Origin of the sequence: Thauera aminoaromatica (assembly GCF_000021765.1) — a bacterium.
Taxonomy (GTDB): Bacteria; Pseudomonadota; Gammaproteobacteria; order Burkholderiales; family Rhodocyclaceae; genus Thauera; species Thauera aminoaromatica.
Map to the genome: position 1 here is coordinate 363,885 of NC_011662.2, position 16,493 is coordinate 380,377.

Annotated in this window: 12 protein-coding genes and 2 pseudogenes; 12 read left to right on the forward strand and 2 right to left on the reverse strand. The window is 63.9% G+C overall.

Annotation, left to right across the window (positions count from 1 at the left end; translation table 11 throughout):
- Positions 1-143: 143 nt before the first annotated feature.
- From TMZ1T_RS01520 to TMZ1T_RS21460, 5 genes and pseudogenes are all read left to right on the forward strand, one after another.
- Positions 144-1,202, forward strand: coding sequence for an efflux RND transporter periplasmic adaptor subunit (locus TMZ1T_RS01520; protein ID WP_217683748.1), 1,059 nt, complete (start codon positions 144-146; stop codon positions 1,200-1,202).
- Positions 1,199-4,507: an efflux RND transporter permease subunit gene (locus TMZ1T_RS01525; protein WP_012584374.1), complete on the forward strand. Its 3,309-nt coding sequence runs from the start codon at positions 1,199-1,201 to the stop codon at positions 4,505-4,507. Before TMZ1T_RS01520 ends, TMZ1T_RS01525 begins: the two co-directional genes overlap by 4 nt.
- The gene (locus tag TMZ1T_RS01530; protein ID WP_012584375.1) at positions 4,500-5,990 is read left to right on the forward strand and encodes an efflux transporter outer membrane subunit; all 1,491 of its coding nucleotides are present in this window, start codon (positions 4,500-4,502) and stop codon (positions 5,988-5,990) included. The genes TMZ1T_RS01525 and TMZ1T_RS01530 overlap by 8 nt, the downstream gene beginning before the upstream one ends.
- Positions 5,991-5,999: 9 nt before the next feature.
- Positions 6,000-7,745: an ABC1 kinase family protein gene (locus TMZ1T_RS01535; protein WP_012584376.1), complete on the forward strand. Its 1,746-nt coding sequence runs from the start codon at positions 6,000-6,002 to the stop codon at positions 7,743-7,745.
- Positions 7,742-8,758 (forward strand): annotated as a pseudogene (locus TMZ1T_RS21460) (MGDG synthase family glycosyltransferase); the annotation flags it as partial. The gene TMZ1T_RS01535 and the pseudogene TMZ1T_RS21460, both read left to right, overlap by 4 nt.
- Positions 8,759-10,189: 1,431 nt before the next feature.
- Here the strand turns inward: TMZ1T_RS21460 and TMZ1T_RS21465 are convergent.
- Positions 10,190-10,414, reverse strand: a pseudogene (locus TMZ1T_RS21465) (ISL3 family transposase); the annotation flags it as partial.
- 76 nt (positions 10,415-10,490) lie between these two features.
- Between TMZ1T_RS21465 and TMZ1T_RS01545 the strand changes: the two are divergent.
- The 7 genes from TMZ1T_RS01545 (at position 10,491) to TMZ1T_RS20395 (ending at position 14,758) form a co-directional block, all read left to right on the forward strand.
- Positions 10,491-11,228 (forward strand): CerR family C-terminal domain-containing protein, encoded by a 738-nt coding sequence (locus tag TMZ1T_RS01545; RefSeq protein ID WP_222702374.1) that lies wholly within the window; start codon positions 10,491-10,493, stop codon positions 11,226-11,228.
- Positions 11,229-11,264: 36 nt separating this feature from the next.
- On the forward strand, positions 11,265-11,873 hold the full coding sequence (locus TMZ1T_RS01550) for a sll1863 family stress response protein (RefSeq protein WP_012584379.1): 609 nt from the start codon (positions 11,265-11,267) through the stop codon (positions 11,871-11,873).
- 48 nt (positions 11,874-11,921) lie between these two features.
- The gene (locus TMZ1T_RS01555) at positions 11,922-12,629 is read left to right on the forward strand and encodes a coiled-coil domain-containing protein (RefSeq protein ID WP_012584380.1); all 708 of its coding nucleotides are present in this window, start codon (positions 11,922-11,924) and stop codon (positions 12,627-12,629) included.
- Positions 12,630-12,738: 109 nt separating this feature from the next.
- Positions 12,739-13,020 (forward strand): hypothetical protein, encoded by a 282-nt coding sequence (locus TMZ1T_RS01560; RefSeq protein WP_012584381.1) that lies wholly within the window; start codon positions 12,739-12,741, stop codon positions 13,018-13,020.
- A gap of 30 nt (positions 13,021-13,050) precedes the next feature.
- Positions 13,051-13,500 carry a hypothetical protein gene (locus tag TMZ1T_RS01565; RefSeq protein WP_012584382.1) on the forward strand — a complete coding sequence of 150 codons (450 nt, stop codon included), beginning with the start codon at positions 13,051-13,053 and terminating at the stop codon, positions 13,498-13,500.
- 136 nt (positions 13,501-13,636) lie between these two features.
- Positions 13,637-14,557 (forward strand): LysR family transcriptional regulator, encoded by a 921-nt coding sequence (locus tag TMZ1T_RS01570; RefSeq protein ID WP_012584383.1) that lies wholly within the window; start codon positions 13,637-13,639, stop codon positions 14,555-14,557.
- Between the two features lie 21 nt (positions 14,558-14,578).
- Complete coding sequence (locus TMZ1T_RS20395) at positions 14,579-14,758, forward strand: hypothetical protein (RefSeq protein WP_012584384.1); 180 nt, start codon at positions 14,579-14,581, stop codon at positions 14,756-14,758.
- A gap of 1 nt (position 14,759) precedes the next feature.
- Here TMZ1T_RS20395 and TMZ1T_RS01575 read toward each other — a convergent pair whose 3' ends face one another.
- The gene (locus TMZ1T_RS01575) at positions 14,760-16,085 is read right to left on the reverse strand and encodes an ISL3 family transposase (RefSeq protein WP_004265459.1); all 1,326 of its coding nucleotides are present in this window, start codon (positions 16,083-16,085) and stop codon (positions 14,760-14,762) included.
- Between the last annotated feature and the right edge of the window lie 408 nt (positions 16,086-16,493).

Sequence of the window (16,493 nt, forward strand, 5' to 3'; positions counted from 1 at the left end):
CTCTATTAGAATCTGACATAACCAAGACCTTCGAGACACTCATGAATCGCTTGACTACCTATGCGCTCGACCTCCATAGACCCGTGCCGTCGGTCCGGGAGACTGGCACTTTGAGCACGGGCAGGAGCGTGCAGGCGTGCACGGTGGCCGTGCTGTCCATGTGTGTACTTCTGCTCGCTGCCTGCACTGATGGCTCAATCTCGTCTAGATCCGTGGCCACGCCGGTGGCTGCAGAAGTCGCTGTGGTACGGCAGGCACGATTACCTGTTACCAACGATGTGACTGGCAGCGTCGTCTCTGACGGACGCATCGACGTAGCTTCGCGCGTGACCGGATTCATTCGCCAGCTCGATGTTCGCGAGGGCCAGGCGGTCAGGCGCGGCGACCTGCTGTTGCGCATCGACGCCTCTGACATCGACGCGGCTATCGCGCAGGCACGCGCCGGCGTGCAGGCCGCCCAGGAGGCTTGGCGGGATGCGCAGTACGACGTGAACCAGAATGCGCAACTGGTGCCGGCTGGCGCGATCTCGGCCGACGCGCTGCGCAAGTCCAGGGTGCGGGAGGAAACCACCCGCGCGACGCTGGAGCAAGCGCAATCGGCGCTGGCGGCGGCACAAGCGCAGCGCAACTACGTGGCCATCACCAGTCCGGTGGATGGCGTGGTCGTCTCGGTGGCCCGGCGCAGCGGTGAGATGGCCACTCCCGGCGCGCCGCTGATGACGGTGGAGTCGCGTGAGGTCTTGCTGTTCAAGGCGTTCGTACCTGAGCGCAGCCTGGCGGCAATCAAGTCCGGTGACTTGATTCCCGTGCGCATCGACGCGCTGGGCGATGAGCGCTTCAAGGGACGGGTCCGGGGCGTGGTGCCATCGGGCGATGGCGTGACCCGCCGCTACGAGGTGGACATCGTGCTGCCGCGGGACGCGCGCCTGCTGCCGGGAATGTTCGGCCGTCTCGAAATCCTGCTGGACGAGAAGCGGGCCGTCACGGTGCCGCGTACGGCCCTCGTGCGGCGCGGCGGTTTGGACGGCGTGTTCGTGCTGCAGGAAGGTGTGGCGCGTTTTCGCTGGCTGCGCACAGGCCAGCGCCTGGGCGATGTGGTGGAGGTGACCGCGGGCCTGTCGGACGGAGAAACCATCCTCGCCAGCGTCGCCGACACCGTCCATGACGGCATGCCGATCCAGGCCGTCGGGGGCGCGCGATGACGTCGCGGCGCCTGAACTTCGCGGGTTTTCTCGCGAAGCACTTCATCACCTCCAAGCTCACGCTGGTCTTCATCATCGCCGTGGCGTTGATGGGTGTCGTGGCGGTGCTGCAGACCCCGCGCGAGGAGAACCCGCAGATCATCGTGCCCGCCGCCGCCGTTATGGTCGGCTTGCCGGGCGCCTCTGCCAGTGAGGTCGAATCGCTGGTGGTCACGCCCCTCGAAGGCATCCTGAGCGAACTGCCCGGCGTCGATCACATCGAGAGCACTTCCCGCAACTCACAGGGAATCGTTCAGGTGCAATTCAAGGTCGGCGAATCCAAGGAGCAGTCACTGGTCAAGCTCTATGACCGCGTGATGGCCAGCCGCGCCTGGCTGCCTGCCGATGCCACGACGCCATTGGTGCAAAGCGTCGACGCGGACGACGTGCCGATCGTCACCTTCACGCTGGCTTCGTCGAAATACGATGACTACGCGCTCAACCGCATGGCCGAACGCATGGCCGAGCGCCTGCGCAGTACCGAGAACGTCTCGGTGGTGTCGCTGCGCGGCGGGCAGCACCGCGAAATCACCATCGAACTGGACCCCGATCGCCTACAGGCTTACGGCGTGACCCTGGGCCAAGCCCGAGCGGCCTTCCCAATCAGCAACCTGACGTTGCCACTGCCGCCCACCGTACGTGACGGCCAGGTACAAGCCATCAAGCTGGATGCGGCCTACACCTCGGCCGAGGATGTGCGTAACCAGCTCATCGCCGTGCGCGACAAGCGGCCGGTTTACGTGCGCGACGTGGCCACCGTTACCGACGGCCCGCCGTCGGAGCCAACCACGGCCAGCCGCCTCTCCTTCGGTCTCGGTGATCCACGCTTTGGCACGGCCGATGCCACAGACCTGCCCGCCGTCACCATCGCCGTGGCCAAAAAGAAGGGCACCAATGCCGTGGTGGTCGCCAATGCAGTGATCGACCGCATGCAGCGCATGCAGGCCACCTTCGTGCCCCAGGACATCCAGGTCGTGGTGACGCGCAACGACGGCCAGAAGGCCGACGACGCGGTCAACCTGCTGCTGGAACACCTGACGATCGCCCTGGTCACCGTGGGCCTGGTGCTGATCCTCTTCCTGGGCTGGCGCGAGGCGTTGATCGTGATGATCACGGTGCCGTTGATCATGGGTATCACGCTGACGGCCAACCTGCTGGGCGGCGTCACTATCAACCGCGTCACGCTTTTCGCCCTGATCCTGGCGCTAGGACTGCTGGTGGATGCCGCCATCGTGGTCATCGAGAACATCCACCGCCACTACGCCAGCCGCAAACCGAAGGCAGACAAGGAAGCGGAAACCGTGCTGGCGACCAACGAGATCGGCAACGCCACCAACCTGGCCACCTTCGCGGTGATGCTGGTTTTCATTACCTTGCTGCTGGCCTTGACCGGCATGCCGCGCCAGTATTTTTTCCCGGTGGCGGTCACCGTGCCAGTTGCCATGGCCGCCTCCATCGTGGTGGCCTACATCGTCGTACCGTGGGCATCCAATCGCTGGCTTCATCGCCACGACATCCGGCAGGAAGAATCAGCGCACGGGCAACAGTCCCATGGCCATGATACACCGGGGCGGATCGAGCGCCTCTACCTGCGCCTGTTCAGCCCCTTACAGCAATACAGAAACGTGCGCATCGGCTTCGCTCTGGCGGTGCTGCTGCTGATGACGGTCTCGCTGATGCAAGGCGCCTGGCAGTTCGTCCGTCCGGCGGGCGTGGGCGGGGCCGTGTCCGCGCTGGGCGTGCCGATCGGCTTTCTGCCCAAGGACGACCAGAACACCTTCAACGTGGTGGTTTCGATGCCGGAAACCACGCCGGTGGAAGACACCGATCGCCTGGTGCGCCAGGTCACCGCAGTGCTGGCGCAGGAATCGCAGGTGCTCAACTACCAGACTTGGGTCGGCCAGGCAGGTGTGGCCGACTTCAACGGCCTGTTCAAGGGCACGGCCGCGCGTGCCGGCAGCCACATCGCGGAAATCCGCGTCAACCTCATCGACAAGCGTCACCGCAAGGAAAGCTCCATCGACATCGTGCGCGAATTGCGTCCCAAAGTGGAGACCATTCGCGCTGCCTGGCCCGGTGCCGAGGTGGCGCTGGTCGAGCAGCCGCCGGGTCCGCCGCTGCGCTCGACTGTTTTGGCGGAAATCTATGGCCCGGACGCCGAGGGTCTGCGCGCACTGTCGGCCCAGGTACGCGGGGCCTTCGCACAGACCTACGACATCGTCGATATCACCGATACCGAGCCGGAAGACGTGCCGGAGCACCGCATCGTGCCGGACAAGGACAAGGCCGCGCTCTCCGGCGTCTCGACTGCGCAGATTGCCGAGGCGCTGGCGCTGGTCTACGGCGGCACCACCCTCGGCCGCGCCCACCTGCCGGACGAGAAACTGCCGGTATCAGTCAGGGCCTTCGTGCCGCGCCGCTTCGAGGTCGATCCCGCCCGGCTCGACCGGGTATTCGTGGACAACGCTGCCGGCCAGCCCGTGCCGCTGGCGGAGTTGGTCAAAGTGGCCCCCGCATCGGTCGATCGCCCCATCCTGCACCGCGACAACGAGAAGGTCACCTTCGTCGGTGCGGAACTGTCGGACTCGGTGCCGCTGTACGCCGTGCTCGACCTGCAACGGCGCCTGCATGGCATCACCGCGCCGGACGGACGTCCGCTGCGCACCGGCAACCTGCGCTTCAAGGAGGACGTACCCGACACCATCGACGGCTACCAGTTACTGTGGGGCGGCGAGATGCGCATGACGATGGACGTATACCGGGATCTCACGATCTCGCTCAGCGGCGCGCTGCTCATCATTTATTTCGCGCTGGTCGCTTATTACCGCTCGTTCATCATTCCGCTGGTGGCCATGTCAGCCGTGCCGCTGGGCATCATCGGCATTTTTCCGGGGCACTGGCTGGTCGGCGTGGATTTCTCCGCGACATCCATGGTCGGCATCATCGCCCTGGCGGGCGTGGTGATCCGCAACTCGCTGCTGATCATCGACTTCATCCAGGACAACATCAGGCACGGCATGCCGCTGGAGGATGCCGTACGCGAGGCCGGCGCGGTGCGTCTGCGGCCGATCCTGCTGACGATGCTGGCGATCATCTTCGGCTCGGCCATCATGGTGACCGACCCAGTCTTCGGGGGGCTGGCCATTTCGCTGATCTTCGGCACGCTGGTCTCGACTGCGCTGACTGTGTTCGTCGTGCCGCTGCTCTATGAGTTGCATGCAAAACGTCATGCGGCCCCTACGTCCCCAGGAGCAGATCATGCATGAGAAGGACCACGGCACATCATCGGCTAGCCATCGCCAAGCCCGCGCAGGCCATGAAACCGGCCCGTCGGTTCACCATCGGCTCGTCGGCACGCTGGCCGTGGCAGTGCTGGCGATGCTGAGCGGTTGCGCCTCGCTGGCACCCGCGCTCGATCCCATCGCACTCCCCGTCGCATCGAACTGGCGGACGCAGCCTGACGCGCCAAGTGGTGCGGCCGCGACTGAATTGGCCTGGCGCGAGTACTTCACCGACCCGGCCTTGCAGGCGCTGATCGAGACCGCGCTGGAAAACAACCGCGATCTGCGCGTGGCGGTGCTGCGCACCGAGGAAGCGCGTGCCGCCTTTCGCATCCAGCGTGCGCAGCAGGCGCCAATGGTCGGCGTGGGGGCGCAGCAAATCCGCGCCGGCCTGCCCGATGGGCTACAGCCGCTGGCGGGCCGCTCGGTCCTGGAGGTCAACGTAGCCTCCGTGGGCATCAGCAGTTGGGAGCTGGACCTGTGGGGCCGCGTACGCAGCATGAAGACCGCCGCATTGGAGCAATGGCTGGCCACCGAGCAGGGCCAGCGCGCCGTGGAATTGGCGCTGGTCGCCCAGGTCGCTGATGCCTACCTGGGCCTGCGCGAACTCGACGAGCGCATTTCGCTGGCAAGGCGCACGGTTGAAAACCAGCAAGAGCTGGCGCAAATCTTCCAGAAGCGCTTGGAGCTGGGCCATGGCTCGCGGCTGGAACTGACCCAAGTGCGCACCCTGCTCAGCCAGGGCAAAGCCCTGCAGGTGCAACTGGAGCTTGCGCGCGAACAGCAGCGCAATGCCCTGGCGCTACTGCTCGGCAGCGAACCCCAATTGCCGCCGTCATCAGCCCCGATGGATGAAGCCCTGGTCATGCCCGAACTGAGGCCCGGGCTGCCATCGGACCTCTTGGTCAACCGCCCGGACATCCTGGCCGCCGAGCATGCGCTGCGGGCACGCCAAGCCAACATCGGTGCGGCGCGCGCCGCATTCTTCCCGCGCATCGCACTGACCGGTGGTGCCGGCTCGGTCAGCACCAGCCTGAGCGACCTGTTTTCGTCGGGCACCCGGGCGTGGTTGTTCCAGCCGACGATCGAACTACCGATCTTCGATGCCGGCATGCGACAGGCCAATCTCGACGTTAGCGTCGTGCGGCGTGACATCGCCATTGCCGAATACGAAGGCGCGATCCAAGCAGCGTTTCGCGACGTTTCCGACGCCCTGGCCGCAAGGCAGAAGCTCACCGAGCAGCTTATCGTGGCACGCCAGGCCCACGCCGAGCAGAGTGAGCGTTTGAAACTGGCGCGAACGCTGTTCGATGCCGGCTCGGCGGCGCACCTGGAGGTGCTGGACGCCGAGCGCGACCTGCTTGCCGTCGAGCAGCAACTGGTGCAGGTACGCAGGGCGGCATTGTCAAGCCAAATCGGGCTGTACGCAGCGCTGGGCGGTGGCATCAACCAGCCCCCGAAAAGATGAGGAGGCGCAATGCTCTGGCAGGCACTGACCGCGATGCGTGATCTACGGCGTTTGCACGAAATCGCCTCGATCCTGATCCGCTACGGGTTTGGCGACATGGTGCGCCGGATGGGGCTGTCCAACGCCTTGGAGCGGGCGGGGACGGCACTGCACTGGAACGAAGCGACAGACTTCGCCCACATGACGCCCCCTGAACGAGTGCGGCGGGCGCTGGAGGAGATGGGGCCGACTTTCGTCAAACTCGGCCAGGTGCTCGCTACCCGGGTCGATCTACTCGAACCCGAGTGGACCGCCGAATTCGGGAAATTACAGGACAGCGCGCCGCCCGCTCCCTGGGCAGCCGTACATCAGCAGCTCACCGAAGACCTCGGCGCGCCGCCCGAGGAAATCTTCGCGGCCTTCGATCCCGAGCCCTTGGCGGCCGCTTCCATTGCGCAGGTGCATCGGGCGCGTCTCGACGATGGCAGCGAAGTCGTGGTCAAGGTGCGCAGGCCCGGCATTCGGCCCATTCTGGAAGCCGATCTGCGCTGGCTTGCGCGCTTGGCCGAACTCGCTGAGACGGAGAGCGCGGAATGGCGCGTCCTGCATCCGCGCGAGATGGTGCGCCAGTTCGGCCAGTCGCTGCGCAATGAACTCGATTTCGCCGGCGAATGCCGCAATGCCGAACGCATCGCCGAGAACTTCACCGGCTATACCGATCAGGACTCTCCTCCTGTCGTCCCGGGCGAGGAGAAGCCGGACGCGGATGGCGCACATCCCATCATCGTCATTCCCCGCGTGTATTGGCAGTGGACCGGCGAGCGGGTCTGCGTACAGGAATTCATTGGTGGTATTTCCGGGCGCAGGCTTCAGGCCGTAGATCAGGCTGGCCTGGACCGCAAGATGCTCGCACGGCGTGGCGCCAATGCCGTACTGAAGATGATCGTCGAGGACGGGGTGTTTCACGCTGACCCCCATCCGGGCAACGTGTTCTATTTGCCGGGCAATCGAATCGCCTTCATCGACTTTGGCATGGTTGGCAGGCTGGAGGAGGAACGCCGCGACCAGTTGATCCGCCTGCTGCTGGGGCTGGTGAGGAACGACGCCCGCAGCGTCGTCGACGTCATGCTCGAATGGACGAGCGACGGTGTGGCAAATGAGCAGGATCTGTTGTCGGAAGTCCAGTCTTTCATAGATCGCTACCACGGCGTGCCACTGAAGCAACTGCGGTTGAGCGTAATGTTGTCCGACCTCGTGGCGATCCCGCGCCAGCATCACCTCGCCCTGCCCAACGATCTGTCCCTGCTGGTCAAAGCCTTCGTCACACTGGAAGGCTTGGGCCGTGAACTCGATCCCGGTTTCGACATGGCCAACCAGGCACTGCCGCTGCTGGAGCGTGCCATGCACGCGCGCTACTCCCCGGCAGCGCTGCTCAGACGGGGGCGGCGGGCGGCCGGTGACATCTTCTCGTTGTTGGCTGGCTTGCCCCAGGACATCTCCCGGTTGCTGCGAGCCGCCCGCCGCGGTCGCCTGGAAGTACACATCGACGTCACCCATCTGAGACGGGTCGGCGATCAGCTCGACAATGCCGCCAACCGTCTGGTGATCGGGATCGTCGTCGCCGCGCTCATCGTCGGTTCGTCCATCGTCATGACCGTGTCGGGAGGGCCGACGCTCCTGGGGTTGCCGGTCTTTGGCTTTCTCGGATTCCTTGGCGCGACAGTCGGCAGCCTATGGCTTCTGCTTTCCATTCTGCGCAGCGGGAGAGGACGATGAGCACCACCGGGAAGGTCGTCATCTTCTATTCTTCCATCGGATACGGACACATCAGTGCCGCGCAATCCATTCAGGACGAGATACGGCGGCAATCTCCGGCGACCCGGGTGCTGATGCAGGACATCCGCACGTTCATGCATCCGGTGTGGCGACGGGTTGACGAGCGCCTGTACTGGTTCGTCGCCAACCATCTGCCGGAGTGCTTCGAGAGTCTGTTCCGTACGATGCAGGCGCGCGGCAGCCGTGTGGCCTCGCTGTCGATGCTGCCCAACGATTATCCAGAAGAAAGCGTATCGGCCTACTTGACCGCGCAGCGGCCTGATGCCGTTCTCGCCAGCCATTACGGGGCGGCCCAAGTGCTGGGAACCTTGCGGGAAAAAGGACTGCTGTCCGACACGAGAATCGGTTGGCTGCATACGGATTTCTTCGAGGGCTATTTCCCGCGCATCTCCAAGCGGATCGACCGTACCTTTCTTGCCCACCCGGAACTGAAAACGCGCTGGCTGGCCGCAGGCGTTCCGGCCGATAAAATCGTTACCAGCGGCATGCCGGTGCGGATTCCCGCGGCATCCGCCGACGCCCGCCGTGCCACGCTCCAGGGCCTTGGGCTGTCGTTGGAGGTGCCGACACTGCTGCTGACCGGCGGCAAGGAAGGAGCGGGCGACTATCTGGGGGTCGTCGAAAGCATCGTTCGCCGCCGCCCGGGCCGCCTGCAGATCATCGCAGTGTGCGGCACGAATACGCGGCAATACGAGGCGCTTGCCGATCTGCGCGAAAGGCTGCCGGACACGGTGACGTTGAAGCCGCTGGGGCTGCTGCCGCGCAGCGAGATGGCGTCGTGCATGGCAGCCACCGACATCCTGGTCACCAAGGCCGGCGGGATGACGCCCGCAGAGGCTTTTGCCCTCGGGGTGCCGACCGTGCTGCTCGACGTGATCAGCGGGCATGAACGCGAAAACGCCGCGCTGTTCCTGCGCCAGGGCCTGGCCCGGTTCGCGGCCAGCGCCGACGATGCGGGCAGATCCGTGATGGAACTGCTGGGCGACCCTGCCGAGCGCGAGGCCATGCTGCGAGCCCAGCAGGAGTTCCGGCAGGGCATCGACATCGCGAGCATCGTGCGGTTTGCGCTGGACGATGGCTTCCGGCCAGGCCGCCCGCTGCCCGGCTATGGCGTCGAGAACGGCGCGCCCGTCCAGGGCATCGATCAGGCGCTGGCGCAACTGGATTCCGAAGCACCGGCAGAGGTCGAGCTGCTGTTGTCCTACGCCACGTCCAAAACGCCGCAACGGGTCGTTCTCGAAAACCCGTTCGGGCATCTTGCCGTGCGCATCGGCGACACCGTCTACAGCGCGAACTACATCGCGGACCCGTCCGTCGACCCGAACTTCCTGCAGCACGTGAGCCTGGCGGACTACCTGTACGGCATCCATCGTCCGTCCCGTTCGCAAGTTCACACCAACACCTACGGCATGGCCTATGGCCGTGAGACGCTCGGGCTGCGGGTCCAGGGCATTCCCGCCGAGCGCCGTGCGGCGATGGTGGCCGAGGCCCACCGCATCGAAAACGGATTCCGGGACGCAAGCCTGCGCTGGAGCAGGAGCGATCTCAATTGCGCCGACGTGGTTGCGCGAATTCTCGCCGCCGGTGGCTACGACGACCGCTCCTTGTACGACCGGGCGGGTCTGCCGAGCATGCCGCTGGATTTGTTCGAGCGGATGCGGGCGCACTTCGAGGCCGATACTTCCTTGCGGGAAGAACTGGTGGCCTACCGATTGCTGCCTGGAACGCAGGCAAGCTACCGCTTCTCCCGTTTTCCGCTGTCGGTCGGGCAGCCATTGCGCTCGATGGCGCGCGTCCTGAGCGATGCACCGCGGGATGCGCTTGAGCAGGCAGCGACCCGGCAGGTCACCGGTTACTTCGGCGACCGGCGGCTCTACGTGGAGAACCTGCGGGCATGCTGGCCAGCTTCGGAATCTGCGCACTCCTCCTTGACCAGCCGTCCTCATTTGGCGCTGGCGCAGGCCATCCGCGCCGATTTGCGGCGTCTGCTCGCGGTATACGTGAAACTGCCGCTCAAGCGGATCGAACGCCTGGGCAGCTTCCCCGCCGCACAGGAGTTCCACCGTCTCGCCGACCGCGGGCTCCAGCTCGCCCGACTCGCCACCGAGCACGTCGAAGATGACTTGCATCCCCGCACCGATCGCCTGCGCGCGCTGTTCACCCGGCTCGTGGAGGACTACGGGCGGATTAACCCGCAGCGTTTGGAGTCGCGCCACGTGCGGTCATACCTTGCGCGGCTTCGGGCGTTCGAGTCGACGCTGGGACGTGAACTCGTACCTACCGGTACTGCGTGGGCGCTCCTGCCCGCCTGGTGGCACAGGATAGCGGCGCTCGCTCGCACCAGTGCGCGGTCGCACCCTCGCAGCGGGGGGACGAGTGGGTTCAGCGGCATGCGGGTTGATCCGGGCGAAGTCGAGCTTAACGGCGATGCGAAAGAGCACGGTGCGCATCCTCTCGAAGCTGATCCGGCCGCGCGTTTGACGCTTGGTGACCTGGAAAAACCCATTCAGGGCTTCCAGGAGGCTGTCAGCCTGGTAGGTCTGGGTCCAGGCGGCGAAGCCCTCAAAGGAGCTTCGGATCAGCCAGGCGACGTCCCTCATCGGCTTGAGACCCCTATGACCGTTGCCACTGACCATGAGGCACCCGATTTTTCGCAATTCCATTACCATTGAAAAGATCGTTCGTATGAACTATATTTTCATCGGAACAGTCGGAGGATGTATGCCAAATCATGCCGAAACAACCAGCGGCCACGAGGCCCGCAGTGCCAAGACCCGATCGCAGTTGATCGAAGCGACGATTGACGTTGTCGCTGCCGTTGGCTACGAGGGGGCAACCACACGTGCCTTGTCCCAAGCGGCTAAAACCACGCTGTCGGCCATTCCCTACCATTTCGGCAGCAAGAAGGAACTCTATCTGGCCGCAGCGGACATGATCGCCGAATATGCGGCCATTCGCTTCGCGGAAGCCGCAGCCTTGCTTGACGATACGTCGGACGTCGGGCTTTCCGCTCGCTTCGAACTCGCACTGATCCAACTGCTCCACACCATGCTGGAGGAAGCCGAGCCGCATGCCTGGACGGCATTCGTGGCCCGCTGCGCTTACGACAACGACGACGCCTTCGCCCTGATTTACGGACGCGCAATCGCTCCGCTGCAGGAGCGTCTAGTGCATGCCGCCAGCCAGTTTAGCGGCAGATCTTCCGATGACGAGGCACTGCGGCTGCGCGTCATCGCAATTCTGACGGCAATTTTCAGTTTCAGGTTTCTGCGCGGCGTGATGCTCCGTGGCATGGACTGGCAAAGCATTCAGAACGAAGCCGTCAGGCAGATCACGGACATGGTCCGCGATCTCTGCCGAAGCGGCTTTCTTGCTGTTCGGCCGGCTGATGACAGCGCGAACCGAAAAACAGGCCCCACTTGACTCCATCAATCCCTCTCAACTGAAAGGAAATGCACTATGACTCTCCAATCCTACGTACACCAGACCATCGCATGGGCGAAGCAGCGTCTCGATGAGACCGATGCCATTCTCTCCGAGGTCGAGAAATCGGCCGCCAGTATCAAGGAGGATGCCCGCAAGCAAGCCGATACAGCTCGCGCACGCCTCGCGGCATCCCGCGCGAAGCTGCAGCAGTACTACGATGATCTGCGCGCCCAGGCGGATACCGCGAAGCAGGAAGCGGGCGAGATTCAGGACAAGCTCGAAGCCGAATGGGTCGAGGTCGAGTCCGCCCTCCAGCAATTTGTCGCCACGACCGGCGACCAAGTGAAAACCGTGCGCAGCATCGTCGTCGTCCGTGCGCGCGCACAGCGGCAAGCGTGGCAAAACTCCCTGAAGGAGTTGCGTGACCAAGCGGCCGATGCCGTCGAGAAGGCCCGCGGCGAACTCGATGCCGCGTTCGATCACCTTTCCACTGAGGCCGAGAAGTTCCAGGCGCGCATCGGCGAGGTCAAGGACGCCGGCGATGAATCCTGGCGTGCCGTCAAGCAGGGGTTCACCAATGCCAAGGCAGCTCACGACGTCACGGTCCAGAAGATCAAGGATGCCTTTTCCAAGGTTCTCTGAACCTAGGCGCCGCATTGCTTTTGTTTTGGCTCATCAGGAGAAATCACCATGAAACTTCGCTTTTCCACGGTCGCCTTGGCGCTGCTTACTCAGGCAGCGCTGCTGTCGGCCCCTCCCGCACTGGCACAAAATGCAGAAGCACAGGCCGCTTCAGCCGCCACGCAGAAGGAGCCCTCAAAGGTTCATCAAGCACTGGCGTGGTCGCAGGATCGGCTGGCCCAGCTTGATGCCAACATTACTGCCCTGGAAAAAGACGCCAGCAGGCTCCGGGACGAGGCGCGTACCAAGGCCGATGCGGCGTTGGCGGACCTGCGCAAGCAGCGGGATGCCTATCGCCGCCGGGCTCAAGATGCCGCAGTCAACGCAAAGGACTGGAGCGATGCCCAGATCGCCGAAGCACGTCAGGCACTCGACAACGATTGGGCCACCTTCCAGGCCGCCCGAGACAAGTATCTTGAAGAAAGCAAGGCCAGCATCGCTACACAGCGTGCCGTACTGGAGGCGGAACTGAATGCGCAGCAGAAAGCGCTTGCTGGATTGCGTGCCGACGCGGCCAAGCTCGCGGCAGATCAGCGCGCAGCCATTGAAGGGCGTATTGCTGCACTGAATGCAGACGTGGAGGAGACCAAGGCCCGGGTCTCAAAAGCCTCGGCCGAGGTATGGGAGACCACGAAAAAGAGCTATGGGGAAGCCCAGCGGCTTTTCTCTGAGACCTATGCGTCTATCCGCCAGTCCATCGACGAGGCTAAAAAGTAATCTCCCTAATGCCGGAGACGCAGACATGTCCTGCGCATTCTCGTCTCTGGCGCATGTGCAGATGCATGGGAAGGTGACAGCCGGAAAATTCTATTGAAGAGGAAAGGCGATGAATCTGGCAAATGAAATCAAAGCCCTTGGCGTACAGATCGCCGAGCAAGCTCGCCAACGGCCGAAGCCGGATGATGAAGCCCCGCCGCCCATCGAAGAAGCGACCGGCGTCGGCGAAGCACGTTCTCAATTGCACGATGCTGACGCTTTCTTGAAAGCTGTAAACGAAACCCTTGATGAGTTTGCGGACGATCTGAATAGGCACCCGCGCTTGACGGCGCTGGCCGCGCTTAGCATCGGCCTGGCTGCGGGCATCGTCATCGGTTACCAGGCTCGATAACCGATTTGTGCTTTCCTTGAAAGGTCTCCTATGTCGACTCTCAACTCTGCAAAACTTTATGGCCGCATCGCATTTCTGCGCCGCCAAGTCCTGCTTCGACAACTCATGCGGCGCAGCGTCACCGCCGCTCTGGCTGTCGCGGCGTTCATCGTTACCTCCGGGCTGGCGACTTATGCACTGTTCCTGGCCATCAAAGCTCCTCTCGGCGATCTCGGGGCAACACTGGCAATCGCTACCCTTTACTTGGTGGCGGCGCTCACTTTGCTGGGTTACACCTTGCATGAGCCACATTCCCCTGAACTGGAGGCACTTGCCGAGATGGAGGCCGCCGCGCTTGAAATAGTCACGGCCGATACGCAAGGCATCGTGCAACTGGCCACCGCAGCCGGCCACCGCATCGAGAATCTTGGCAGCAGCTTGACTCTTGGCGTTGGCATTCTGGGCGCACTTCGCAAGCTCCTGGCTTCTCGAAAGCCTTAAAGAATGGGGCGCAACCGACCGGCTGTGCCGGTGAGTGCTCACAAGAAGAATGCACCGCGAGACGTCGATCTGTGCCAACGCGGAACTCAGTTATCACGGCAAGGATTTGCCAGCCACCCAGTGAGGAAGGGGACGCATGGAACTTCGTCACTTGCGCTGCTTTCTGGCCGTGGCCGAAGAACTCCACTTCGCCCGAGCTGCTGAGCGGCTGCATATCGAACAGTCTCCGCTATCGCGAGCGATCAAGGAGTTAGAAGAGGAGCTGGGCGTGACGCTGTTCGCCCGCACCACACGCAGCACACGACTGACCCTCGCGGGCAAACTATTCTTGGAACATGTCCGGCGTGTCTTCGCCGCCTTGCAGCAGGCGCGCGACAGTGTAAAGGCGGCCGCTAATGGATTTCATGGCCAATTGCGCATTGCCTTGTCGGACGGCATCACACCATCTAGGTTGCCTGCTCTGCTGGCGCTGTGCCGGCAGGAAGAGCCCGAGGTCGAAATCCGGCTGTTCGAGGTTCCGCTATCGCAGCAGATAAAGGGGCTGCATGACGACCTGTACGACGTGGGCTTCGCCCGATCCGATGAGGTCGGTGATGGACTCATTGCCGAACCGGTATGGAGCGACCCGCTTATGGTGGCTGTTCCGGCACGCCATCCTCTACTGGCGCACAAGCGCATTCCGCTGGAAGAGTTGCTGCGTTATCCGTTGGTGCTGTGCGATCCAACGGTATGCGAAGGCGATGCGCGACAAGTTGAGCGCGTGCTGCGGCGGGTGGATATGGAGCCGCTGATTGCCGAGCGGGTCGCTTCCTCCGATCTGATGATGGCGCTGGTATCTGCAGGTTTTGCGCTGGGGCTGACAGGTGCCGCGCATATCGCGACAAGTCGGGAGCCGGGTGTCGTAGCGCGACCCCTGGCAGGACGCTCGCCGGTACTCACGACCTACCTACTGCGTCTTGATGGTGTCCCCTCGGAGACGTTGGCTCATTTCATTGAACGGGTCCAAGCCATCGAATCACCCGAAGCCAACCGGCCCATATCGGGCCGTCCATCCTGACTCTTTAGAGAAGCCCGAGCCATGAAGAAAGCCATTCCGTTCTTGCTGGCCGTGGTATTGACCGGCTGCGGCCAGTCCGAAGTGCCGCAAAAGGCAGACCTGCCAACTGTGGAGGCATTGGCATCCAACCCCGAGCGCCTGAAAGAGCTGCGCCAGCAATGCAAGCTGGAACGGCTCTATGCCCTTTCCAGTGGAAATTGACTCAACAACAAACATGACGGTAGCGCCCGTATTCGCGGGGGATCGCCGGCACCATGGGGTTCTTCGGTAGATGCTCGAGCTTGGACATGCGCAGGTAGGCGACGGCGATGAAATTGTCGAGGTTGCGGAAGCCTCGGGCGGCGGTCTTCGTCTGCTGAAGCTGCCCGTTCATCGCCTCGACGTAGGCGTTGCTGCGCCCGTCGAGCATGCCGCGGAGCACGCCGCCCAGATGCGCCTTGACCGTGGCGCCGAGCCGCTTGAAGGGTTCCAGGCGAGAGCGTCGGGCCCAACTGATCCACTTCATCAAGGCCCCGCGGGCGACCTCTTCGCAGTTGCTCGCCGCCGCCTCGCGGTAGACGAGCCGCAGGCCCTGCTTCATCCGCCACGCCCGCGCACTCTTGAGGCCCGAGCGCTGCAGCCAGTTCATCGCGTCGCACTGTGCCGGCGTCCATTGCGGCGGGTTCTTGCGCATCGCCCACAACAGCTGGCGCAGCGTCTTCTTGTTTCCCGTACCGGCCGCCGCGCGGACCGCGGCTGCGGCGCTGCGCATCTCCTCGCGGCGAACCTCGTCCATCGCCGTATTGGCCAGGGCCACGACGTGGAAACGGTCGTAGCTGACCTGCGCCGTGGGCAGCGCCTGGGCAATCCCCTTGGCGTAGGCCGCGCTCATGTCGATGCAGGCGTGCTCGATCCGCTCCGGCTCGCCACCGTGCGCGCGCAGGTCCTGGGCAAAGGCCTGCAGGGTCGCGTGGTCTCGCCCGGGCGTGGCGAACAGCAGGCGCTTGGCCTCCAGGTCATGCACCACGGTGATGTACGCGTGCCCGCGCTTGACGCTGGTCTCGTCGATGCCGACGTAGCGCACGCCCGACATGTCATCCCGAGCGCGTGCACCGTGAACGTAATGGCGGATCCGCCCCCACAGCCGCTTGGGCGCGACGCGCATCTGGGCGGCGGCCTGGCGCACGGGCAACTCGCTGCACAGGGACAGGCCCAGCGCCTCGAACAGCAGCGTGAAACCGCTGCCCTCGCGAGCCCACGGCACCGGCAGCTGCGTGGTCTTGCCGCAGCCCGAGCACTGCACGCGCGGGATGTCGGCATGGAGCCACGCCTCGAACTGAAAGAAGTCCAGGTGACGCCAGCTGCGCCGCACTCGATCGTGGACCGGCTGATGCGCCGCCCCACAGGCCGGACAGGGCACGCGCTTGCCGGCGTGCTCGACTTCGAAGTCGATCCGCCGCTTCGCGGTGTCGAGGTCCACCTTGGCGACGTACCAGGGCGGCTGCAGGCCGAGCGCGGTGGTGAAGAGGGCTTCGATCGGAGAGCTCATGGTCTGTGCGGGTGCGGGTGCGGGTGCGGGTGCGGGTGCGGTCAAGATCGGGGCGTTGTACCACCGATCACACGGTTTGTTGTTGAGTCAATTTCCACTGGAAAGGGCATAGAGCCGCTGGAACGCGCTCGATTGGGCGACGAGCTATGCAACCGAGTTGCCGAGGCCACGCGCAAGCGGTTCTATGGTGACGGCAAAGTGCCCTACACACCGCCGGAGAACCAGCCCAAGTTCTGATCGTTGGCATCCCGCCAATCATTCAGATAAGCGCACGGCGGAGATGGTTAAGGTCTGATCAAGAGTCGGAAGTTCGGGTTCATCGGCTAGAGAAGCGGCCACTGCCCGCAGTCAGGGGCTTAACGGCCGGTTAACGGCGCATTGCCGACCGAGTTGGGCGAGGGGTCCAAG